Origin of the sequence: Saccharothrix variisporea (assembly GCF_003634995.1) — a bacterium.
GTDB lineage: Bacteria > Actinomycetota > Actinomycetes > Mycobacteriales > Pseudonocardiaceae > Actinosynnema > Actinosynnema variisporeum.
In genome coordinates, this window is the sequence record NZ_RBXR01000001.1 from 4,419,825 (window position 1) to 4,441,948 (window position 22,124).

Annotated in this window: 18 protein-coding genes and 1 pseudogene; 12 read left to right on the plus strand and 7 right to left on the minus strand. The window is 71.5% G+C overall.

Features of this window, described 5'->3' with window-relative positions:
• Positions 1–46: 46 nt before the first annotated feature.
• The 5 genes from DFJ66_RS19595 (at position 47) to DFJ66_RS19615 (ending at position 6,838) form a co-directional block, all read left to right on the plus strand.
• On the plus strand, positions 47–1,564 hold the full coding sequence (locus tag DFJ66_RS19595) for an ATP-dependent DNA ligase (RefSeq protein ID WP_121231426.1): 1,518 nt from the start codon (positions 47–49) through the stop codon (positions 1,562–1,564).
• Between the two features lie 101 nt (positions 1,565–1,665).
• Positions 1,666–3,105, plus strand: a complete 1,440-nt coding sequence (locus DFJ66_RS19600) for a GuaB1 family IMP dehydrogenase-related protein (RefSeq protein ID WP_121223085.1) — start codon at positions 1,666–1,668, stop codon at positions 3,103–3,105.
• Between the two features lie 737 nt (positions 3,106–3,842).
• Positions 3,843–4,802 carry an ABC transporter ATP-binding protein gene (locus DFJ66_RS19605; RefSeq protein ID WP_121223087.1) on the plus strand — a complete coding sequence of 320 codons (960 nt, stop codon included), beginning with the start codon at positions 3,843–3,845 and terminating at the stop codon, positions 4,800–4,802.
• Positions 4,799–5,596 (plus strand): ABC transporter permease, encoded by a 798-nt coding sequence (locus DFJ66_RS19610; protein ID WP_121223088.1) that lies wholly within the window; start codon positions 4,799–4,801, stop codon positions 5,594–5,596. The genes DFJ66_RS19605 and DFJ66_RS19610 overlap by 4 nt, the downstream gene beginning before the upstream one ends.
• A gap of 69 nt (positions 5,597–5,665) precedes the next feature.
• Positions 5,666–6,838, plus strand: coding sequence for a serine hydrolase domain-containing protein (locus tag DFJ66_RS19615; RefSeq protein ID WP_121231428.1), 1,173 nt, complete (start codon positions 5,666–5,668; stop codon positions 6,836–6,838).
• A 43-nt stretch (positions 6,839–6,881) separates the two neighbouring features.
• On the opposite strand, the gene phoH2 is transcribed toward DFJ66_RS19615, so the two are convergent.
• Together phoH2 and DFJ66_RS19625 are read right to left on the minus strand one after the other, a co-directional pair.
• A complete protein-coding gene (phoH2, locus tag DFJ66_RS19620; protein WP_121223090.1) occupies positions 6,882–8,171 on the minus strand; it encodes an RNA 5'-3' helicase PhoH2 in 1,290 nt (429 codons plus the stop codon).
• A 459-nt stretch (positions 8,172–8,630) separates the two neighbouring features.
• Positions 8,631–9,869 carry a DUF885 domain-containing protein gene (locus DFJ66_RS19625; protein WP_121223092.1) on the minus strand — a complete coding sequence of 413 codons (1,239 nt, stop codon included), beginning with the start codon at positions 9,867–9,869 and terminating at the stop codon, positions 8,631–8,633.
• Between the two features lie 229 nt (positions 9,870–10,098).
• On the opposite strand from DFJ66_RS19625, the gene DFJ66_RS19630 reads away from it, so the two are divergent.
• The 4 genes from DFJ66_RS19630 to DFJ66_RS19645 all read left to right on the plus strand — a co-directional run bounded on the left by DFJ66_RS19630 (position 10,099) and on the right by DFJ66_RS19645 (position 11,877).
• Positions 10,099–10,353 carry a hypothetical protein gene (locus DFJ66_RS19630; RefSeq protein ID WP_121223094.1) on the plus strand — a complete coding sequence of 85 codons (255 nt, stop codon included), beginning with the start codon at positions 10,099–10,101 and terminating at the stop codon, positions 10,351–10,353.
• A 163-nt stretch (positions 10,354–10,516) separates the two neighbouring features.
• Entirely contained in the window at positions 10,517–10,852 is a 336-nt protein-coding gene (locus tag DFJ66_RS19635) for a hypothetical protein (RefSeq protein ID WP_121223096.1), read from the plus strand.
• Between the two features lie 222 nt (positions 10,853–11,074).
• Positions 11,075–11,362, plus strand: a complete 288-nt coding sequence (locus DFJ66_RS19640) for a hypothetical protein (protein ID WP_121223098.1) — start codon at positions 11,075–11,077, stop codon at positions 11,360–11,362.
• Between the two features lie 197 nt (positions 11,363–11,559).
• Positions 11,560–11,877 carry a hypothetical protein gene (locus tag DFJ66_RS19645; protein WP_121223100.1) on the plus strand — a complete coding sequence of 106 codons (318 nt, stop codon included), beginning with the start codon at positions 11,560–11,562 and terminating at the stop codon, positions 11,875–11,877.
• Between the two features lie 126 nt (positions 11,878–12,003).
• Here DFJ66_RS19645 and DFJ66_RS19650 read toward each other — a convergent pair whose 3' ends face one another.
• The gene (locus DFJ66_RS19650) at positions 12,004–12,750 is read right to left on the minus strand and encodes an isoprenyl transferase (protein ID WP_397556330.1); all 747 of its coding nucleotides are present in this window, start codon (positions 12,748–12,750) and stop codon (positions 12,004–12,006) included.
• Positions 12,751–12,868: 118 nt separating this feature from the next.
• Here DFJ66_RS19650 and trhA point away from each other — a divergent pair, with 118 nt between their 5' ends.
• On the plus strand, positions 12,869–13,546 hold the full coding sequence (gene trhA, locus DFJ66_RS19655) for a PAQR family membrane homeostasis protein TrhA (RefSeq protein WP_121223105.1): 678 nt from the start codon (positions 12,869–12,871) through the stop codon (positions 13,544–13,546).
• A 3-nt stretch (positions 13,547–13,549) separates the two neighbouring features.
• On the opposite strand, the gene DFJ66_RS19660 is transcribed toward trhA, so the two are convergent.
• From DFJ66_RS19660 to DFJ66_RS19670, 3 genes are all read right to left on the minus strand, one after another.
• On the minus strand, positions 13,550–14,542 hold the full coding sequence (locus tag DFJ66_RS19660; protein ID WP_121223106.1) for a M1 family aminopeptidase: 993 nt from the start codon (positions 14,540–14,542) through the stop codon (positions 13,550–13,552).
• A gap of 10 nt (positions 14,543–14,552) precedes the next feature.
• Complete coding sequence (locus DFJ66_RS19665; protein WP_121223108.1) at positions 14,553–15,104, minus strand: hypothetical protein; 552 nt, start codon at positions 15,102–15,104, stop codon at positions 14,553–14,555.
• A gap of 79 nt (positions 15,105–15,183) precedes the next feature.
• Positions 15,184–17,151 carry a thioredoxin domain-containing protein gene (locus tag DFJ66_RS19670; protein ID WP_121223110.1) on the minus strand — a complete coding sequence of 656 codons (1,968 nt, stop codon included), beginning with the start codon at positions 17,149–17,151 and terminating at the stop codon, positions 15,184–15,186.
• Between the two features lie 46 nt (positions 17,152–17,197).
• Between DFJ66_RS19670 and DFJ66_RS19675 the strand changes: the two are divergent.
• Positions 17,198–17,950, plus strand: a pseudogene (locus DFJ66_RS19675) (metallophosphoesterase); the annotation flags it as partial.
• Positions 17,951–18,046: 96 nt separating this feature from the next.
• Entirely contained in the window at positions 18,047–21,898 is a 3,852-nt protein-coding gene (locus DFJ66_RS19680) for a S1 family peptidase (RefSeq protein ID WP_170199546.1), read from the plus strand.
• On the opposite strand, the gene DFJ66_RS19685 is transcribed toward DFJ66_RS19680, so the two are convergent.
• Positions 21,895–22,095, minus strand: coding sequence for a hypothetical protein (locus DFJ66_RS19685; protein ID WP_121231430.1), 201 nt, complete (start codon positions 22,093–22,095; stop codon positions 21,895–21,897). The two genes, DFJ66_RS19680 and DFJ66_RS19685, sit on opposite strands and share 4 nt — an antisense overlap.
• Between the last annotated feature and the right edge of the window lie 29 nt (positions 22,096–22,124).

Below are 22,124 nucleotides of genomic sequence, written 5' to 3' on the forward strand. Positions count from 1 at the left end.
ATCGTCCACCACGCTTTTGTCGTACCCCCGGTGCACCATGGTGACCGTGCTGTTCAGTGAGGTAGTCGAGACGTCCGCCGCCGTGGGGGCCACGCGGTCGCGCCTGGCCAAGGTCGCGGCGCTGGCCGACCTGGTGCGGCGGATGACCACGCCCGCGGTCGTGTCGTTCCTCATCGGCGTGCCCAGCCAGGGCCGGATCGGGGCCGGCTACCGCACGGTGTTCGACATCGCGCCGCCGCCCGCGCTGGAACCGTCGTTGACCGTGGACGAGGTGGACGCGGCGCTCGGCGCGTACGCGGCGATCTCCGGCAAGGGGTCGGCGCAGCGGCGGGTGGAGGCGCTGACCTCGCTGTTCGCCCGTGCGACGGCCGCCGAGCAGGACTTCCTGCGCCGCCTGCTGACCGGAGAGCTGCGGCAGGGCGCGCTGGAGGGCGTGATGCTCGACGCCATCGCGCGGGCCGCCGACGCGCCGGGCGAGGACGTGCGGCGGGCGTTCATGCTGTCGGGGAGCCTGCCGGACACCGCCGTCGCGGCGCTGAAGGGTGAGCTGGGGGCGTTCCGGTTGGAGCTGGGGCGTCCGGTGCGGCCGATGCTGGCCTCGCCCGCCGAGTCGCTGCCGGCGGCGTTGGCCGAGCTGGGGGCGTGCGTGGTCGAGCACAAGCTGGACGGGGCACGCATCCAGGTCCACCGGTCGGGTGACTCCGTGCGGATCTTCACCCGGACGTTGCGGGAGATCACTCGAACGGTGCCGGAACTGGTGGCGCTGGTCCGGGACCTGCCGTGCACGTCGGTCGTGCTGGACGGCGAGACGCTGGCGCTCAACGACGACGGCAAGCCGCGGCCGTTCCAGGAGACGATGAGCCGGTTCGGCGCGCAGGACGAGCGCGAACTGCTGCTCAGCCCGTTCTTCTTCGACTGCCTGCACCTGGACGGGGAGGACCTGCTGGACGCACCCCTGTCCGCGCGGTTGGACGCGTTGCGGCGGGTGGCGGGGGCGCACGTGATCCCCGGGGTCGTGTCGCCGTCGTCGGAGCAGGCGGAGGCGGTGCTGGAGAACGCGCTGTCCGCCGGGCACGAGGGCGTGATGGTGAAGGCGCTGGAGTCGGTGTACGCGGCCGGGCGGCGCGGTCGGTCGTGGCAGAAGGTCAAGCCGGTGCACACGCTCGACCTGGTGGTGCTCGGGGTCGAGTGGGGCAGCGGCCGGCGGCGCGGCCTGCTGTCGAACCTGCACCTGGGCGCGCGGGACCCCGACGGCGGGCCGCCGGTCATGGTCGGGAAGACGTTCAAGGGGCTGACCGACGAGCTGCTGGCGTGGCAGACGCGCGAGCTCATGGCGCTGGCGACGGAGAAGAACGACTGGGTGGTCACCGTGCGGCCGGAACTGGTGATCGAGATCGAACTGGACGGCGCCCAGGTCAGTCCCCGCTACCCCGGCGGGGTGGCGCTGCGCTTCGCGCGGGTGGTCCGCTACCGCCCCGACAAAGATCCCGCCGAGGCGGACACGATCGACGCCGTCCGCGCCCTGCTCCCCCAACCCACGACCCCGCCCGACCTGCCCACCTGACCCTTTGGAGGATCGCACAACCGGAGGACCGCCGATGGCGATGTGATTGGGGCTCACGACCAAGGGCGCAACGGCGCTCGGACGGGTAGTGTCAAGGTCTCGTGCGATTCATCGAAGGGCATGCGCCCAGCTACGACCTGACGTACGACGACGTCTTCCTGGTCCCCAGCCGCTCGGCCGTCGAGTCGCGGTTCGGCGTGGACCTTTCGACCTCCGACGGCACCGGGGCCACCATCCCGATCGTGGTCGCCAACATGACCGCGGTCGCCGGGCGGCGGATGGCCGAGACGGTGGCCCGGCGGGGCGGGTTGGTGGTCCTGCCGCAGGACGTCGCGCCCGACGCGGTCGCCGAGATCGTGTCCTGGGTCAAGGAGCGGCACCCCGTGTGGGACACGCCCCTGACGCTGGCGCCCGGCGACTCGGTGGCCGACGCCCTCAACCTCATCCACAAGCGCGCCCACAACGCGGTCGTCGTGGTGGACGAGGACGGGCGGCCCCTCGGGGTCGTGGACGAGGCCGCGTGCAGCGGCGTCGACCGCTTCACCCGCCTGCACGACGTCGCCGACCGGCGGGTGGTGTCCCTCGCCCTGGACACCGCGCCGCGAGACGTCTTCGACCGCCTCGGCGACGACCCGCACCGGGTCGCGCTCGGCGTGGACGGCGACGGCCGCCTGCGCGGCATCATGACCGGGCTCGGGGCCCTGCGCGCCGAGGTCTACACGCCCGCGCTGGACGCCGAAGGTCGCCTGCGGGTCGCGGCGGCGATCGGCGTGAACGGCGACGTGCGGGCCAAGGCCGAGGCGCTGCTGAAGGCCGGCGTGGACACGCTGGTCGTCGACACCGCGCACGGCCACCAGGAGAAGATGATCTCCGCGCTGAAGGCCGTGCGGGAGGCCGGGCCGACCGTGCCGGTGGTCGCGGGCAACGTGGTCACCGCCGAAGGCGTGCGCGACCTGGTCGAAGCCGGCGCGGACGTGGTCAAGGTCGGTGTCGGACCGGGCGCGATGTGCACCACCCGCATGATGACCGGCGTCGGCCGACCGCAGTTCTCCGCCGTCGCCGAGTGCGCGGCGCAGGCCCGAGCGCTGGGCAAGCACGTGTGGGCGGACGGCGGCGTGCGCCACCCCAGGGACGTCGCCCTCGCCCTGGCAGCCGGCGCGAGCGCCGCGATGGTCGGGTCGTGGTTCGCCGGCACCTACGAGTCCCCCGGCGACCTGCACCGCGACGAGCAGGGACGGCTCTACAAGGAGTCGTTCGGCATGGCGTCCAAGCGGGCGGTGAGCGCACGGACCCGGACGGACAACGCGTTCGAACGGGCCAAGAAGGGCCTGTTCGAGGAGGGCATCTCGACGTCCCGAATGCGCCTGGACCCGACCCGCCCCGGCGTGGAGGACCTGCTGGACTCGATCACGGCGGGCGTGCGCTCGGCGTGCACCTACGCGGGCGCGTCCACGGTGGAGGAGTTCCACGAACGCGCGACCCTGGGCATCCAGTCCGCCGCCGGCTTCGCCGAAGGACGCCCGTTGCCTTCCGGCTGGTAACCCCGCCGCCTTCAGGCCCACGCAACGCGCCCTTCGCGCCCTTGGACGCCCTTCTGCCCTTGGCGCCCTTGGCGCCCGCAGGGCGCGTTGTCCGAAGGGCTAGCGCAGCAGACCTCCCGCTGGGCTTTTCCGTCATCCCCGTATGGCCTGCCCGAAGGGCTACCACAGATTTCCCGGGTGCAGCCGAAATTTTTTGTGAGGGACGAGCAAAAAATTTTAGCGGCACCCGGGAAATCTGTGGTAGGTTCCACCAGGCCATACGGGGATGACGGAAAAGCCCCCGCCCTTGCTTTTCCGTCCATCCTTGGCGGCCTGCCCGCCGGCGAGGCTCTTTTCGCTTTTCACGATTTCAAGATCTTCAAGATCCAAACGGGACGCGCTTCGCGCTCTTGAGAGGCGCTCCGCGCCCACGAGCTCGAACGCGCGGAGCGCTCGAAAGATCAAAAGCGGCGCTCGCCGCGCGGCAGGCCCCCGGGGGTGGAAGGGCGTCGGTTTCTTTCCCCCGTACGACCTGCCGGAGGCAACCACACTTGGCCCGTTTCCGCAACCGGAAAAGCTGGTTGCAGAAACGGACCAAGCGTGGTTGGGCTGCGCCCAGGCCGTACGGGGGAAAGAAACCGAGGCCCTTCCTGTGGGCTTGCAGCACGGCGAAAGCAATTCGCCCTTCGGGCGTGAGCCTGCGGCTCGAAAAAAGTGCGCGGCTGGGCTGGTGGCCGGATTGGGCCTACGCTGGCGGTGTGGACGTTGCGGTTTCGGTGTCGGACCTCGTGAAGGTCTACAAAGCGGGTCGGAGTCCCGCTGTGGCCGGGCTGAGCTTCACGGTTCGGCGTGGCGAGGTCTTCGGGCTGCTCGGGCCCAACGGTGCCGGTAAGACCACGACCGTGGGTGTCCTGACCACCAGGGTGCGGCCCACCTCCGGTACCGCGCTGGTGGAGGGCGTGGACGTCGTGCGTGACCCGCAGCGGGCGCGGCAGTTGCTTGCCGTGGTGCCGCAGCGCAACAACCTGGACCGCGCGCTCAACGTCCGGCAGAACCTGCTGTTCCACGCCGCCTACCACGGCATGGGGCGCGCCGAACGGCACCGGCTCGCCGACGAAGTCCTGGAGCGCATGGGGCTCCAGGACCACGCCAAGGCGTTGGTCGACACGTTGTCGGGCGGTCAGGCCCAGCGGCTGATGATCGCCCGCGCGCTGATGCACCGGCCCCGTGTCCTCTTCCTGGACGAGCCGTCGACCGGGCTCGACCCGCAGGCTCGGTTGTTCGTGCACGACCGGGTCGCGGCCCTGCACGCCGATGGCGTCACGGTCGTCCTCACCACGCACGACATGGACGAGGCGCACAAGCTGTGCGATCGCGTCGGCATCGTGGACCACGGCAAGCTGCTCACCCTCGACACTCCGGACGCCCTCACCGCCACCCTCCCGGGCAGCACGACGCTCAGCGTCACGGTGAGCCTGAACGGCGCCGGTCCCGAACCCGTCCAGCAGGCCCTCCTGGGTCTGCACGGTGTCGAACGGGTCGAGCACGTGGCGGACGCGGGGCTGTTCCGGTTGTTCACCGACGTCTCGCCGGCCGCCGCGCTGCCCGAGGTGCTGCGCACGTTGGAACGCCTGGACTGTGCGGTCACCGACCTGGCCTTCGGCACGCCGAGCCTGGAGGACGTGTTCATCCACCTCACCGGACGGGAGCTGCGATGACCACCACGACCCCGGCGACCACGACCGGCACCGCCGCGAGGACGTTCGGTGCGCTGCTGTGGCGGGACGTCTTCGTCACGGGACGGGAGCTGCCGAGCTTCCTGGCGCAGGTGATCATCCAGCCGTTCTTCATCCTGTTCATCTTCGCGAAGGTGCTGGGCGACATCGGGTTCGTGCAGGGCAGCTTCGCCGCCGTGCTGCTGCCCGGGATCGTGGCGATGAACGGCTTCCTCGGGGCCCTCCAGAACACCACCCTGCCGCTGGTGCTGGACTTCTCGTGGACCCGCGAGATCGAGGACCGGCTGCTCGCGCCCATCCCGATCCCGCTGGTGGCGGTGGAGAAGATGGTGTTCGGCGCGCTGCGCGGGTTGCTGGCGGCCGTGCTGATGGTGCCGATCGGGTTCCTGATGCTGGACGTGTCGTGGCCGGTGTCCGGGCTGCCGGCGGCGCTGCTGGTGATCGTGCTCGGGTCGCTGGCGGGTGCGGCGGTCGGGATGGTGATCGGGACGTCCGTCTCGCCGCGGCACATCACGGTGATGTTCGCGGTCATCCTCACGCCGCTGCTGTTCACCGGGTCCGCGCAGTTCCCGTGGACCGAGCTGGACGGCCTGCGCTGGTTCCAGGTGGTGTGCGCGCTCAACCCGTTGACCTACGTCAGCGAGGGGACGCGGGCGGTGCTCGCGCCGGGCGTGCCGCACATCCCGCTGTGGGTGTGCCTGGTGGTGCTGGTCGTGTCGATCGCGGGGTTCGGCGCGCTGGGCGTTCGGGGCTTCCTCCGCCGCGCCCTGGACTGACGCGCCCCGGGGTCGGGGTGTCAGCGGCGTGACCGCTCGGTGTCAGGACGGGCCGTGATCGTTGCGGTCATGACGACGACATCGGCGGCGCGAAAGCTGCGGAAGACCAGGGCCGCGGTGGCGGCACTGCTGGCAGGAACGCTGGTGACCGCGGCGGCCGTACCGGCGACCGCGGCCCCGCAGGACCGCCCGGAGCTGCGGGCGGCCGTGGAGGCCTTCGCGGACGCCGGGTTCCTCGGTATCCAGGTGAGGGTGCGCGACGAGCGGGGCGAGTGGGTCGGCAGCGCCGGACGCCGCTCGCTGGACGGGAACGCGCAGCCGCCGACCGACGGGCGGTACCGGATCGGCAGCACGACCAAGCCGATCGTCGCGACCGTCGTGCTGCAACTGGTGGCCGAGGGCAGGCTCGGGCTGGACGCCCCGGTGGCCGACCACCTGCCCCGGTTCGGCCTCGACCGGCGGATCACCACGCGGATGCTGCTGCAGCACACCAGCGGCCTGTTCAACTACACCGGCGAGTACTTCCCGGACGGCACGGTGGTGCCCGGCCTGCCCTCGACCGGCAAGGACTGGGTGGACCACCGCTTCGACACCTACCACCCGGACGAGCTGGTGCGGTTCGCGCTGGCCAAGCCGCCCCGGTTCGCGCCCGGCACCGGCTTCAGCTACTCCAACACCAACTACACCGTCGCCGCTCTGCTGATCGAGGCCGTCACCGGCCGCTCCTACGGCGACGAGGTGCACCGGCGCATCCTCCGCCCGCTCGGGATGCGCGACACGGTGGTGCCCGGCTCGTGGTCGGGACTGCCCGGCCCGCACTCCCGCGGCTACTACCGCTACCAGGACGGCGGCCAGTGGAAGGTCGTCGACGTCACCCGCCAGGACCCGTCCCTGCTGTTCGGCGCGGGCGACATGATCTCGACCACCGCGGACCTCGGGCGGTTCTCCACCGCGCTGCAGAGCGGCGAACTGCTGCCCGCGCCGCTGATGGCCGAGATGCGCAAGCCGGACCCGACGCTGGGCTACGGCCTGGGGATCTTCGTGCAGGACCTCGGGTGCGGCACCGTGCTGCACCACAACGGCAGCCCGCCCGGCGGCTACGGGTCGCTGATGTACAGCTCGCCCGACGGCAAGCGCACCCTGACCGCGGGGGTGACCGCCGGCGACGCCGACGTGAACCCGGGAGCGGCGCTCAACCAGGTGCTGCCCAAGCTGCTCACCACCGCCTTCTGCGGGGACTGACGCGAAAGGGGCTCCCCAGCCCCGGGGAGCCCCTTTCGTCACGTCAGGAGTGGTAGTCCTCCAGCATCTCGGTCACCAGGGCCGCGATCGGCGAGCGCTCCGACCGGGTCAGGGTCACGTGCGCGAACAGCGGGTGGCCCTTGAGCTTCTCGATGACCGCCGCCACGCCGTCGTGCCGGCCCACGCGCAGGTTGTCGCGCTGGGCCACGTCGTGGGTGAGCACCACCCGCGAGTTCGCGCCCAGCCGGGACAGCACCGTGAGCAGCACGTTGCGCTCCAGCGACTGCGCCTCGTCGACGATCACGAACGAGTCGTGCAGCGACCGGCCGCGGATGTGGGTCAGGGGCAGGACCTCCAGCATCCCGCGGTCCATGACCTCCTCGACCACGTCCTGGCTGACCAGCGCGCCGAGGGTGTCGAACACCGCCTGCGCCCACGGCTGCATCTTCTCGCTCTCGGAACCCGGCAGGTACCCGAGCTCCTGCCCGCCCACCGCGTACAGCGGGCGGAACACGACGACCTTGCGGTGCTGGCGGCGTTCCATGACCGCCTCCAGGCCCGCGCACAGCGCGAGCGCCGACTTGCCGGTGCCGGCCCGTCCGCCCAGCGAGACGATGCCGACTTCGGTGTCCAGCAGCAGGTCGAGGGCCACGCGCTGCTCGGCGGACCGGCCGTGCAGGCCGAACGCCTCGCGGTCGCCGCGCACCAGCCGGATGCGCTTGTCCGGGGTCACCCGGCCCAGCGCGCTGGACGTGCCCGCGAGCATCCGCAGCCCGCTGTGGCACGGCAGTTCGGCGACGTGCGCGAGGTCGTGCTCGGCCGGGTCGATCGTGCCGTCCCGGTAGAGCGCGTCCACCACCGACTGGTCCACGTCCACATCGGACATCCCGGTGTAACCGGACAGGGTCACGTCGTGGGCGCGGTACTCCTCGGCCGCCAGGCCCACCGCGCCGGCCTTGACCCGCAGCGGCATGTCCTTGGTGACGAGGATGACGTGCTCGCCCTCGGCCGCGAGGTTGAGCGCGCAGGCCAGGATCCGGGCGTCGTTGGAGTCCGTGCGGAAACCCGCGGGCAACACCTCCGGGTCGGAGTGGTTCAGCTCGACGCGCACCGTGCCGCCCACGTCGCCGATCGGGACCGGTCGGTCCAGGCGGCCGTGCTGGAGGCGCAGGTCGTCGAGCAGGCGCAGCGCTTCCCGGGCGAACCAGCCCAGTTCGGGGTGGTGCCGCTTGCCCTCCAACTCGCTGATGACCACCAGCGGGAGCACCACCTGGTGCTCGGCGAAGCGGGTCATCGACAGCGGGTCGGACAGCAGGACGGACGTGTCCACCACGTACGTATGGGAGGTCGGCGCACCCCGGCGCCGGGACGAGCTGCGCGATGAGCCTGAGGAACGGCTCGCGGGTCGTCGTGCGTTCACGGCAACTCCTTCACGAACGCGGCACCCGCGTCCGCTCCTCGCTGGGCCAGGCACCACCCCGATCGGACGACACGCCTTGGTCAGGCGCACCGCCCACGAGGGCCGGGTGCCGGCCCCCTCGCGCTAGTTGCCACGATCGGAGCCTCCCTGCGCGGTCCGCAGTGGACGCGTCCCGCCAAGTCGGAAGTTACCTGCGGAAGTACCCATCCTGCAGGCAGCCACACAGGTGATTCGCCAATTCGTCACGTAGCCGCAAAACCACGGAAAGATCGCGTCCGGGGTGCCCGGATTGCGGCGACCGGCCGTCACACGACCGCAACGCGCTGTCGTCCACGCAGCTCAGCGGGGGTACACCAGTTCACGCAGCGGTCGTCACGAGGCGTCGCGGGGCAACCACGGGACCCCCTCGCGCAGCTCCTGCCGGAGGGTCGCGGGCACCACCGGCTCGTCCAGGAGTCTCAGGTAACGCTCAGCTGTCGTCTCGGCTGCCGGACGCAGGTCCAGCCACGCCCGCACCAGCCGGGTGCCCTCGACGTAGGTGGTGGTGTAGGCCCGCCACAGCGGGTCGGCGAGGAACCGGACCATGTGCCGCGCCCGCCGCTCGGGCACGAGCAGCCAGCGACGGAGGTAGTCGACCACGTCGTCCTGGGACGCCTTCCGGTCGTGCAGCATCAGCGCCGCGTCCTGGCGCACGCCGAGCAGGCCCGACGCCGCCGCCTCGACCCGTTCGGCCTGGTCACCGTCCATGTGCAGGCCGAGGTCGCGCAGGACGTCGGCGGTCCAGCGGCCCCAGCCGGGACCGACGACGGCGTGCAGGCCCAGTTCCGCCATGCCCTCGGCCATCAGGCACTGGGGCGTGTTGATCAGGAAGATGGCCTGCTCGCGGTGGCCCCGCTTGCCGACCAGGCCGACCTCCTTGCGGCAGTGCTCGGTGTGGTGGCCGGGGTAGGACTCGTGCGCGACCAGGTGCGGCAGGTTGGACATGCGGTGCCCCAGGTCGGCGTTGATCGCGACCTTCGACCGGAAGCCGCCCAGGTAGTAGTTGAACCCGCTCCACGGCTTGTCGCCGACGATCTCGTACTCGACGACCTCCTCCGGCGGCAGCGCGAACCGCTCGCGGACCAGGTCGCGCAGGGCGCTGGACAGGGCGTGCACCGCGCCCTTGAGCCGGCGCGGCGGGATCTCGTCGGCGGCGCGGTGGTCGGCCAGCCGCTCCCGCAGCGGCCCGCCGCCGGGCAGGGCCTCGTCCAGCAGGGCGTGGGCGCGGCGGTAGACGTCCTCGTCGCCGGGGCGGATGTCGACCTGGAAGTACGCGCGCACCTCCTCCACGAACGGGACGCGCACGCCGGCGAGCTTGCGCGCGGTGCACTCGACGGCGGTCAGGTGGGCGTCCAGGAAACGTTTGCGGTCGGGCGCGAGGTCGGTGCCGGGCAGTTCGCGGCGCAGCAGGGAGGCGCGGTCGGCCAGCGCGGCGGGGTGCGGGCGGGGTTCGTCGTCCACGGCGCGGCGCAGCGCCCGGTCGCCGGTGTAGGAGTCGACCAGGCCGGGGTGGAGCCGGTCCAGGCGCAGCCCGAGCAGGAGGTACTCCCGCACCAGCTCTCCGGCGTCCATGAGTGCGGGAGCCTACGTCAACCAGGCGCAACAGCGGCACGCCGGGGCAAACCCGAATTGCGCGGAAATCAACCGATGGAGCGAAACAGCATCCGAAATTCGCTCAATGGTATGGCGTCGGTAGCTGCGCCGAGACACTTGTGGGTATTGTCCCGACCCGGAAGCCGCACCGCACATCTCCCGCGTGCTTCCGGAACTCTCGGACGTTACACACGAAGGAGACATTCGCGTGTTCAAGAAGGCAGCTGCGGCTACCGCGATCGCCGCGGCCCTGATGGCAATCGGTTCCCCGGCGTTCGCCGACGACGACATCGACGTGACCGAGCAGGTCGGTCTGCTCAACCTGGACGACACCGACCTGCTGAACCAGATCAACGTCTGCGAGATCGACGCCGTTCAGCTGGTGAACGTCGACGTCGACCTGCTGCCGATCGCCAGCGACACCTGCAAGAACACCGACGTGGACATCGAGGTCGAGGACTGATCTCGGCCACGCGGCTTCCACACCGCGTGTGATGTCGGAAGGGGCGGTGGCGGCGAGCCTCGTGCCCCGCCCCTTCCGGCGTGTTCCACCACTGAGCACCACCACCGTCCACGACGCGATTGCCGTTGTCGTCGGAACGATAAAACACCTAGGGAGTAGTTGCATGCTGAAGAAGGTTGGCGCTCTCGCCGCCATCACCGCCGGAATGCTGCTCACGGCTTCCCCCGCCTTCGCGGGCGAGCCGGGTTCCGACGACATCGACCGCGTGGTCGGCAGCGCCCGCGACGTCGACGTGGACCACACCGACCAGGTCGGTCTGGTGAACATCGACGACTCGGACATCCTCAACCAGATCAACGTCTGCGAGATCGACGCGGTCCAGCTGGTCAACGTGGACCTCGACCTGGTGCCGATCGGCAGCGACACCTGCTCCAACGAGGAGGTCGACGTCGAGGTCGAGAACGACGAGCACCACCACCACCACTGGGACCACGACTGATCGTCGCCGGGTTTTACCACGGTCGGTTGACCGCGATGGAACAACCGCACCGAGGACAACCGGAACAGGCGATAGATCACGAAGTCGCGTCACACGATAGTGGTCGCCGACGCTCGGACGGACTGGTGTTCGAGTAACTTTTCACCTTGAGGACCCCAGCGTCCGGAGATCCCCGAAGACTCCGGAAGGTACGGGGGATAACCCGACACGAAGGAGATTCAAGTGCTGAAGAAGGCAGGCGCTGTCATCGGCGTCGCGGCGGGCCTCTTGATGCTCGGTTCCCCCGCGTTCGCCGCCGGCGAAGGTGTCCAGTGGAACAACGGCCCGTTGCTGAGCGCGATCAACGGCAACAACGTCAACGCGGTCGTCGGCGCGTGCGGTAACAACGTCGGTGCCGGCCTGATCGCCGCGGCGATCCCGGTGAACTCGCCGGTGTTCGTCGACAACTGCGCCGCGGGTGGCATCGTCGACGGCGACGACGTGAACTTCTACGGCGAGAACGACGACTGACAGTTCGTTCCGCATTCCCGTCAGGGGCGCTGACCGGTACCCAGTCCGGTGGCGCCCCTGGCGTTTCTGCCGGTGTCCCCGCACAGGCGGTGAGTGGCGGCAAACACTATTCACACAATGGTGTTAGTGAGCGCGCCGCAGCACGCGATCTTCGATAGCTTTTCGCCCGTTCGGACCATTACCAAAGGAGAACTGACGTGCTGAAGAAGGCAGGCGCCATCGCCGGCATCGCGGCCGGCCTCATGATGCTCGGTTCGCCCGCGTTCGCCGCCACCGGGACCCCCGGCGGCTGGGATGACGGTCACAACGGCGGTCCGCAGGTCAACAACGGCGGGCTGCTGTCCGCGATCAACGGCAACAACGTGAACGCCGTCGCGGGCGTGTGCGGCAACAACGTGGGCGCCGGTGTCATCGCGTTCGCGGTGCCGATCAACTCCCCGATCTTCGTCGACAACTGCGCCGCGGGCGGGGTCGTGGACGGCGACGACGCGAACTTCTACGGCGAGAACGACTGACCCCTCCGGGGTTAGGCACAGGGGCGTCCCGCAGCCGGGGCGCCCCTTCGCTTTGTCGCAGCGTCGCCGGCCGCGCCATGCCCTCGCACCGGGGTCGCCCCTCGCCCGGGTCGTCCAGCCGCCGGATCAGCCGCCGAAGCGGCGGTGGCGCAGGGCGTAGTCGCGCAGGGCGCGCAGGAAGTCGGTGCGGCGGAACTCCGGCCAGTAGGCCTCGCAGAACCAGAACTCCGAGTGCGCGGACTGCCACAGCATGAAGCCCGACAGCCGCTGCTCCCCCGACGTGCGGATGAGCAGGTCGGGGTCGGGTTGGCCGGAGGTGTAGAGGTGCTCGGCGATGTGGTCGACGTCCAGGACCTCCGCCAGCTCCTCGATCGTCCCGCCGGACTCGGCGTGCTTCTGGAGCAGCTTGCGCACGGCGTCCGCGATCTCCTGGCGCCCGCCGTAGCCGACGGCGACGTTGACCTCCAGGCCGGTCCGGTCGCGGGTGCGCAGGGAGGCGGCGGACAGGCGGGCGGCGGTCTCGGTGGGCAGCAGGTCCAGGGCGCCGACGTGCCGGACGCGCCACGGGTTACCGGGCTCGGCGATCTCGTCGACGATGTCGCCGATGATGTCCAGCAGCGGCCCGAGCTCCTCGATCGGCCGGTTGAGGTTGTCCGTGGACAGCATCCACAGGGTGACCACCTCGACCTCGGCCTCGCGGCACCAGTTCAGCAGTTCGAGGATCTTGCGCGCGCCGACGCGGTGGCCGTGGACGACGTCGGTGAAGCCCGCCTCCTTGGCCCAGCGCCGGTTGCCGTCCAGGACGACACCGACGTGGCGTGGTCGTTGCTTCCCGGCGAGCCACCGGTTGAGCCGGTACTCGTAGACCGGCAGGAGGAACCCGTCCTTGATGCGCTCGCGAAGACCCACGCTGGAAGAGCGTACGCCGGGTGGGGGCGGTCACTGCGTCGTGTGCTGACCTGCGTACCTACGGTCCCGTAACCTCGAAGGGGTGACGACGTCGACGATTCCCGAGCCGCCGGCACCGGCACTTCGCCCCCGTCTGCGCGGCTGGCTGCACTTCTGGTCCTTCGTGGTGTCGGTCGCGACCGGCGCCACCCTGATCGCCCTGGCCGCCGCGACGGTCTCCGGCAAGGCGGCGCTGGCCACCTCCGTGTACGGCGCGACCGTCGTCGGCCTGTTCGGCGTCAGCGCCCTGTACCACCGGGTGAACTGGGTCAGCGTGAAGGCGCGCACGTGGATGAAGCGCCTGGACCACTCGATGATCTTCGTGTTCATCGCGGGCACGTACACGCCGTTCGCGCTGCTGGCGATGGACCCGGGCACCGGCAACATCGTGCTGGCGGTGGTCTGGCTGGGCGCGCTGGGCGGCGTGACCCTCAAGCTGGCCTGGCCGCACGCGCCCCGGTGGGTGGGCGTGCCGATCTACATCGCCCTGGGCTGGGTGGCGGTCTTCGTCCTGCCCGACCTGCTGCACCACGTCGGCGTCGCCGCGCTGGTGTTGCTGCTGGTCGGCGGCCTGCTCTACACGGCGGGCGCGGTCTTCTACGCCTCCCGCTGGCCCAACCCGTGGCCGCACGTCTTCGGCTACCACGAGTTCTTCCACGCGGCGACCGTGCTGGCGGCGCTGTGCCACTACATCGCGATCTGGTTCGCGATCTACTCCTGACGGCTAGGCGCGCGCTTCGAGGTCGGCCCAGCCGGCTTCCCCGAACCGGTGCGCCCGGAAGAACTCGCCCAGCGCCCTGACCAGCGCCTTCCGCCCCACCCGCGCCTCCAGCCCGACGACTCGGGCCAGGTGCGGGGCGTAGGGGCGGTCGGGCCACGGGGTGCCGGTCGGGGGTGTCCACGGGTCGGCGCCCGGCACGAACGCCTCCGCCGCCAGCCGGCTGAGGTAGGTGGCCAGGCCCTCGACCAGGGACGACTCCCCGTCCGTCACGTTGCCCGCCCACTGGTGCGCCACCTCGTGCGCCACCACGGTCGCGGCGTGCAGCGGGGAGAGGTCCAGGGGTGCGCGGGTGTCCAGCAGGACCAGGCCCGGTGACGAGAAGCCCAGGACCGGCAGCTCCGGCACGAGCACCACCCGGCACGAGCCGTACGGGTACGGCACGTCCAGCAAGTCCTCGAAGAACCCCACCGACCTCGCCACCAGCGCCGACACCGCGCGACCGTCGAACGTCCGGGAGCGGGCGGCGTGGACGTCCGGGCCGACCTCCGCCCACGGCCCGACGGCGGCGGCCAGGGCGTGCGGTGCGACCGGGGCTCGGGTGTCGCTGACCAGGGCGTTTCCCGGGGCGTGCACGGTCACCGCCGTCGTGGCGCGGGTGGTGTGGTCCAGGCAGCAGAACGTGCGGGGCGCGAAGGTCGGGTGGTGCAGGGTGTAGCGGTAGGTGTCGCCGTCCACCTCGACCCGGCGGAAACCCCGGTCCGGCGCGTACGCGTGCACGGACTCGACCTCCAGCACACCTGCCGACCCCGGCACACCCACCGGCCCCAGGGCGAGACGTGCGCCGTCCCACGGCACGTCGTGGCCGTTGAGCCGGGCGTGGCGCACGTCGGTCGCCTCCAGCAGCGCGTGCGGTCGGGGCGTCGGGAACGAGACCCTGGTGTGCGTGCGGAACGAGGTCGGCTCCAGGTGCCAGGCGATGGTGTAGTCGACGGTCACGACTCCACGACTACGCCAGGTCCGGTCCCTGCGCCCGCAGGTCGTCCACGCGGGACATCGCGTCGCGCAGCTCGGTCAGCCACGCGTCCGCGTGCTGCCCGACCAGGCGGACCGCCCACGCCAGCGCCTCCGACCGGGACCGGGCGACGCCCGCCGCCACCAGCGTGTCCAGGACCTGCCGCTCCGGCTGGCGCAGCCTGGTCATCACCGGCACGGACAGGGTCGTGAACAGCTCTTCCGTGCCGCCCAGCCGGGCACCCCACGCGACCTTGCGCCGGTAGCGGTGTTCGGCCTGGCGGGCGATCTCGATGCGTTCCTCGCGCGTCTGCTCGCGGAACCGGCTGATCCGGCCCGACTCCGCCGCCGCCCGCTCCGCCTCGTCGGCGAACTCACCCGTCAGTGGCGGGAGGGTGCCCACCACCAGGATCTCCTCGCGGTCCACCGTCACGGTCGGCGCCTCGGTGAACCACTCGTCCGGGAGCCGGCCCGCGAACCAGGCCCCCGCGTCGTCCGCGGGCGGCTGTTCGGTCTGCTGCCAGCGCGAGCCCCAACCTCGTCTCATCACGCACCCACTTCGTTGATTACACGATTACAGTGCAATCGACGCTACGCCGGTAACAGGTGAAGACAAGCGTGGTTCGCTACCGGTGAAGGGCGGCCGTGAGGTCGTCCACCGTGGTGACAGGGCGGTCGCACACGTACCCGCGGCACACGTAGGCCGCCGGACCGCCGTCCACCAGCGGCCGGTCGGCCAGCAGGGGCGCGGAGTCCGGGTCGCCGGCGACCACGACACCGCCGCCGTGCACCTCGCGCCACGCCGCGGACACCAGGTCGGCGTCCCCGCCGACCACGGCCACCTGCACCGGCCCGTGCTCCAACGCCTCCGCCACGGACAGCCAGTGCCCCGCGAACCGGGGCTCGCGCGCCGCCAGCAGACCGGCCCGCGCCACCGCCGCCTCGGCCGCCGCGCGGTACTCCGCCGACCGGTGCGCCCCCAGCACCGACGCCGTGACCAGAGCGGACGCCAGCGACGACGCCCCGGACGGGCTCGCGTTGTCCGACGGGTCGGACGGCCGCTGGACCAGCGCCTCGGCGTCGTCGGCGGTGTCGTAGTAGACGCCCGGCTCCGACCCGGCGAACCGCGCCAACGCCGTGTCCAGCAGCGAGCACGCGGAGGTCAGCCACTGCTGGTCCCCGGTCGCCTGGTGCAACGCCAAGAGCCCTTCGGCGAAGCACCCGTAGTCCTCCAGGACGCCCGCCGCCGTGCCCGCGACCCCGGCCCGGGACGTCCGCAGCAGCCGCCCGTCCACGACGTGCAGGTCGAGCAGCAGGGACGCCGCCCGCACGGCGGCCTCCACCCAGCGCGGTTCGCCGAACACGGAGCCCGCCTCGGCCAGCGCGGTGATCGCGAGACCGTTCCACGCCGTGACGACCTTGTCGTCCCGCCCCGGTTGGGGCCGTTGCTCCCGCGCGGCCAGCAGCGCTTCGGTGATCTCCGGCACCGGCTCGCCGAGCATCCGCAGCGTGGACGTCCCGTGCTCGAACGTCCCCTCTTCGGTCACCCCGTAGAGCACGGCGGCCCGCGCGCCCTCGACCGGTCCGAGGACTTCGGCGAGCTGGGCGGGCGTCCACACGTAGGTCAGGCCCTCGACGCCGTCGGTGTCGGCGTCCAGCGACGCGGCGAACCCGCCCTCCGGCGTGGCCAGCGTGCGCAGCAGGAACTCGGCGGTCTCCCGCACGACCCGCGCGTACCGGGGCGACGGGTCGCGCCGGCTCAGGTGGGTGTAGACGCGCAGCAGCAAAGCGTTGTCGTACAACATCTTCTCGAAGTGCGGCACGACCCACGCCGCGTCCACGCTGTACCGCGCGAACCCGCCCGCCAACTGGTCGTACAGCCCGCCCGCCGCCATCGCGTCGCACGTGGCCCGCGCCATCGACAGCGCCTCCACCGACCCGGTCCGCTCGTGGTGGCGCAGCAGGAACTCCAGCACCATCGACGGCGGGAACTTCGGCGCGCCACCGAACCCGCCGTGCGCGCGGTCGAAGTGCCCGAGCAGCGACACCACCGCGCCGGACAGCACCTCGGCGTCCACAGTGGACTGCGGCAGCGGTTTGAACGCCAGCTGGGACACGATGTTCGCCGCCGACTCCCGCACCTCCGCGCCCTGCTCGCGCCACGCGTGGTCGATCGCCTCCAGCACCTGCCGGAACGACGGCATCCCGCGCCCCGGCACCGGCGGGTAGTACGTGCCCGCGTAGAACGGCTCCCCGTCCGGGGTGAGGAAGACCGTCATCGGCCACCCGCCGTGCCCGCTCAGCGCCTGCGTGACGGCCATGTAGACCGCGTCCACGTCCGGGCGCTCCTCGCGGTCGACCTTGACGTTGACGAAGTGCGCGTTCATGTACTCGGCGGTGGCCTGGTCCTCGAACGACTCGTGCGCCATCACGTGGCACCAGTGGCAGGCCGCGTACCCGACCGAGAGCAGCACCGGCACGTCCCGCTCCCGGGCTTCGGCGAACGCCTCCGGCGACCACTCGTGCCAGTCCACCGGGTTCTCGGCGTGCTGGAGCAGGTACGGGCTGGTCGAGGACGCGAGCCGGTTCGTCATGGGTCCACAGTAATTCCCGGGCGGCGCGGGGACCGGTTCGACGAGACTGGGCGGCGTGGAGATCACCGAGCGCCCGCCGAACGACCTGCGGCACCTGAGCGGCCCGTTCGACGTGGTGGGAGACGTCCACGGGTGCCGGGTCGAACTGGTCCACCTGCTGCGCGAACTGGGCTACGCGGTGACCTCCGACGGCGCGGTGCACCCCGACGGCCGCACGGCGGTGTTCGTCGGCGACCTGGTGGACCGGGGTCCGGACACGCCGGGGGTGTTGCGGCTGGTCATGGGCATGGTGCGCGCGGGGACGGCGCTGTGCGTGCGGGGCAACCACGACGACAAGCTGGCGCGGGCGCTGCGCGGCCGGGACGTGACGGTCGTGCACGGCCTGGAGAAGTCGCTGGCCCAGCTCGCGCGCGAGCCCGCGGGGTTCCGGGCGGAGGTCCTGGAGTTCCTGGACGCCCTGGTGCCGCACTACGTCCTCGACGGCGGCGCGCTGGTCGTCGCACACGCCGGCCTACCCGAGCGGTACCACGGCGTCGAGTCGTCCCGGGCGCGGGCGCTGGCGGTGTGGGGGCAGAGCACGGGCGAGGTCGACGCGCGCGGTTTCCCGGTGCGGCACCCGTGGTTCGAGGAGTACAGCGGCGCGGCGACCGTCCTCTATGGACACACGCCGGTCGAGGAGCCGGTGTGGGTCAACGGTACCTTGTGCCTGGACACCGGCTGCGCATTCGGCGGGTCGTTGACGGCGGTGCGCTGGCCGGAGCGAGAACTGGTCTCCGTACCGGCCCGGCGGGTGTGGTACCCGCGTTAGCCCGCACGCCCGGTTCTGTCGGTCCCCCGTGGGACAATGGAATCGGGGGCCGGAGGCCACGCCCTGCCCCGCGTTAAGCTGCGGTTCGTGCGCGCGAGCTTCCGCGAACGCCCGCCGTGGCTCGTGCGGGTGGGCGAGGTCGGCGCGGGCGTGCTGATCGCCCCCGACCTGGTGCTGACGTGCGACCACGTGGTCCCGACCGACACCGTCACCGCGACTCTCGTGCACCACGGCTGGTCCGGCGCGGCGAACGTCGTCTTCCGCGCGCCCGTCGCCGCGGACGAGAGCGGTGACATCGCCGTGCTGCGGCTGTCGTCGCCGGTCCCGGACGCTGTCGTCGCGCCACTGCGCGCACCGGCCGCGCTGGCCGACCACCCGTACGTCGTCCAAGGCTTCGCGCAGGGCCGCCACGCCGAGGCCCGGGGCCGGCTGGGTGGCCGGATCACGCCCGGGTGGGTGCAGATGAACGGTGCCGAGGGGCACGTGGTCGACCGCGGCTTCTCCGGTGCGCCGGTGTGGGACTCGGTGGCCGAGGCGGTGGTCGGCATCGTCGTCATGGCGCAGAAGTCCGTGCGCGCCGGCGCGTTGCTGCCGGTCGAGGAGGTCGTCCGCCTGTGGCCGGACGCGGCGGCGCACGTGGGCTGGCGGGTGGACCCGGACGACACCCACTGGCTGCCGCGGGCGCGGGGCGTCGAGCCGCACGACCCCACCGACGAGTGGCACTTCGTGGGCCGGCACCGCGCCTTGCACGACCTGGCGACCTACCTCTCCGGACCGGGTGACGGCCGGGTGCGGGCGGTGATCGGCAGTCCGGGCAGCGGCAAGAGCGCGGTCGTGGCCCGGACCGTCGTCCTGGCCGACCGCGCGGCCCGGCACCTGGTGCCCGCCGACAGCCTGTCCCCGGACGTCGCGCTGCCCCCGCCCGGCAGCGTCACCGTCGCCGTGCACGCCCGGGGCAAGACGTTGTCGCAGGTCGTGCAGGCCATCGCGGACGGGGCGGAGGTGGAGGCGACCGACCCGGTGGAACTGGTCCGCCGCTGCGGCCCGGTCAGCGTCGTGGTCGACGCCCTCGACGAGGCCACCGGCGACGCCCCGCTCGCCATCGCCACCATGCTCCACCGCCTGGCCACCAACCCGACGCGGCACGTGATCGTCGGCACGCGCGTGGGCGCCCGCAACTCCCCCACGAACCTCCTGCTCACCCGCCTGGGCAACGCGGTGGTGCTCGACCTCGACTCCCCCACCTACCTCGACCCCGCCGACCTGCTCCACTACGCCCAGCGCAGAGTGGGCAACCGCCCACTCGCGGAACGGATCGCCCGCCAAGCCAACGGCAACTTCCTGATCGCCCAACTCACCACCCTCACCGCGATGAGCGGCGGCACCAGCCTCGCGACCACGGTCGGCGCGGCGGTGGACGACTACCTCTCCGTCCGCTTCGACGACCCGGGGAAGATCCGCGAACTCCTGCTCCCGCTGGCCTTCGCCGAGGGCACCGGCCTCCCGGAAGGCGACCTGTGGCTGTCCCTGGCCAACGCCCTCAGCGCCGCCACCTACACCGCCCGCGACCTGCGCGAAGCCCTGACCTCGGCCGCGAGCTACCTGGTCGAGCAATCCGGCCGCCACTACCGCCTGTTCCACCAGGCGCTGGACGACACCTTCCGCGCCGAACACCCAGGCCCAGCCCCGGACCAGGTCGTCTACGAAACCCTCCGCGCCCAAGCCGAACCCCTGGCCACCGCCCCGCAGTACATCCGCACCAACCTCCCCGCCCACGCCGCCACCGCCGGCCGCCTGGACGAACTGGTCGAGGACTTGGACTTCATGCTCACCGTGTCCCCGGAGTGCATGGTCCACCTCCTGCCGGAGGTCACCACAGACCGCGCCCGCGCCATCCGCAACGTCTACCGCCGAGCCCTCCACGGCCTGGACGGCGACAAACCCCACCGCTCCGCGCACTTCGCCCTGGTGGCACGGCAGTTGGGCTTCGCCGAGCTCGCCGACGAGATCACCGGCCCGACGCCGTGGCAGGCCGAGGTGGTCACTTGGAGGGCGGACGACGAACAACAGGTGATCCTGCGACTGCCCACGTCGCCCAAGGTCCGCCTCTGGTTCGACGCCCAGGGCAACCCCGCGGCACTCGTCGCGCCCGGCGCCGAAGGCGGGATCGAGCTGTACCGGTACGAGGGCTACCGGATGGTGCTCAAGGGGTCCGTCGAGCTACCGGTCGAGGGACCCCCGCAATTGATCCTCCAGCAGCTCACCCCAGACGGCCACGAAGTCGGCCTCACCGCGCACTGGCCGAACGCCCTCCACCGCTGGTCGATCTCCAACGGCGTCCACCGGACCGGCGGCACGGTGCTCAGCGGCGATGTCGACCGCGGGTCGTTCCGTGCCGACACCTGTACCGCGGACGGGAGACTGCTCGCAGTCTTGGCCGATGACGACTGGTTGTGCGTCGTCGACTGGACCGACGACGAGCCGAAGGTGCTGCACGAGTCGTACGGCGAGCAAGATGTGTTCAGCGTCGCGATCACCGCGCACGGTGGCCGTGTCCTGATCGCTCTGGCCACGTACGACGACGAAGTGGCGCTGTTCGCGTACCGCGACGGGGCCATGGTGCCGGTCGGCAGTCCACTGAGCGTGCGGGCCGACCTCCTCCGGTTCACCACGCTCGCCGACGCGACATGCCTGCTCATGGCGGATCCGGTGGGCCGCGTGCTTCGGGTGGTGGTCACCGAGCGGGGCTTTGCCGACTCTGCCGCTGCGGACTCGACCGGGGCGTCGGTGGACGACCTCGCGGTGGCGGCGCTACCCGGTGGCCGCACCCTGGTCGCCGTCTACCGCGTCGACAACACGCTCGCGGTGTACGACGCGACGGACGGGTTGGTGCCGATCGGGCCGCCTCGCACCGCCAACCACTCCGTGGTGGGTGAGATGTGCATCGGGACCGGTCCGTGGGGAACGCCGCTGGTACTCGCCCAGGGCCATGACGACCGTGTCCGCTTGTGGGAGGCCGAACACACGTCATCGCGCTCGGAGCAACCGCCGAGGTCCTTCGACCTCTACCCGCAGGACGTCGCCCGGTTCGGCAAGACGCTTCTGGTGCTGTCAACGTCGTGGCTGCGCAAGGTGGAGGTGTGGGCGCTGGGAGACCGGCTCCGTCGAGTGGCAGCCGAAGAAGTCGAACCGCGAAGCCTGGCCGCGCTCAGCCACGAGGAGCCGTTGCTCGTCACGTTGCACGCGGGGAGCCTCAAGGTCTTCGACATCGGGGAGTCCGACCTCAGGCTGCGGACGTCGACCGGTGACGCACTGGTCAGGCGCCCCGTGGACCTCGCGGTGAGCACCGACGTTTCCGGCGGTGTCGTGGTCGGTGTGCTGAGCCGATACCGGGAACTGCGCCGGCTGCGGTACGACGGATCGGCGTGGTCGTTCGGACGAGAGCCGGCCGACGTGGGCTCGGACAGCCGGTTGCTGCCGTACCGGCTCGGCGGCCAGGCGCGGTTCTTGCTGGTGGGCCACCGACCGGACATCCGTCGTCCCGGCCTGCGCTCGGTGGACCTCGGCATCGAAGCGGACGTGTCCGCCGCTGATCTGGGGTACGCCGGGGACGTCCCCGTGGCCGCCCTCGCCGATGGGCGGGCGGTCCACCTCGTCGCGCTGGCCGAGGACCGCCCTCGCCCTTGGGCTGGACCGATCGCGGCCGACACGCCGGCGAACGCGGTCGTCGCGGTGGCGTTCCCGCAGGTCGATCAGGCGTTGGTGGCGGTCACCACCCGGAGCGGGGTGGTGCGGGTGTGGGTGTGCCGTGAGGGGCAGTCGGCACGGCAGGTCGCCACGATCGAGCCGGGGGCCGTGGTCCACCGGATGGTGTGGACCGACGACCGGCGGCTCGTCGTGTTCTGCGGTGCCGGGGTGTTGCGGTTCTCCGGCTTCTAGTCGTCCTTCTTCGGGGTGTCCTCGGGCGGGTCGAAGGAGGCCGGGAGCTTGCGCAGGTGCTTGTTCATCGAACGGACCAGGAAGAACACCGCGATGAAGAACAGCACCAGGATCAGCAGGCCCAGCGGGGAGGACTTGCCGAAGTCCTCCTGCTGACCGCCGGGGTCCTTGGTGGTCGAGGGCTGTACCAGCACCATCGCCGTCGTCTGGTCCCAGGGGACCGGGT

Excerpts from the sequence above, each read along its gene's own strand:
- DFJ66_RS19610 (WP_121223088.1), top strand. The coding sequence starts at position 4,799 with ATGACCACCACGACCCCGGCGACCACGACCGGCACCGCCGCGAGGACG.
- DFJ66_RS19615 (WP_121231428.1), top strand. The coding sequence starts at position 5,666 with ATGACGACGACATCGGCGGCGCGAAAGCTGCGGAAGACCAGGGCCGCG.
- DFJ66_RS19625 (WP_121223092.1), bottom strand. The coding sequence starts at position 9,869 with ATGGACGCCGGAGAGCTGGTGCGGGAGTACCTCCTGCTCGGGCTGCGC.
- DFJ66_RS19635 (WP_121223096.1), top strand. The coding sequence starts at position 10,517 with ATGCTGAAGAAGGTTGGCGCTCTCGCCGCCATCACCGCCGGAATGCTG.
- DFJ66_RS19665 (WP_121223108.1), bottom strand. The coding sequence starts at position 15,104 with ATGAGACGAGGTTGGGGCTCGCGCTGGCAGCAGACCGAACAGCCGCCC.
- DFJ66_RS19670 (WP_121223110.1), bottom strand. The coding sequence starts at position 17,151 with ATGACGAACCGGCTCGCGTCCTCGACCAGCCCGTACCTGCTCCAGCAC.
- DFJ66_RS19685 (WP_121231430.1), bottom strand. The coding sequence starts at position 22,095 with ATGGTGCTGGTACAGCCCTCGACCACCAAGGACCCCGGCGGTCAGCAG.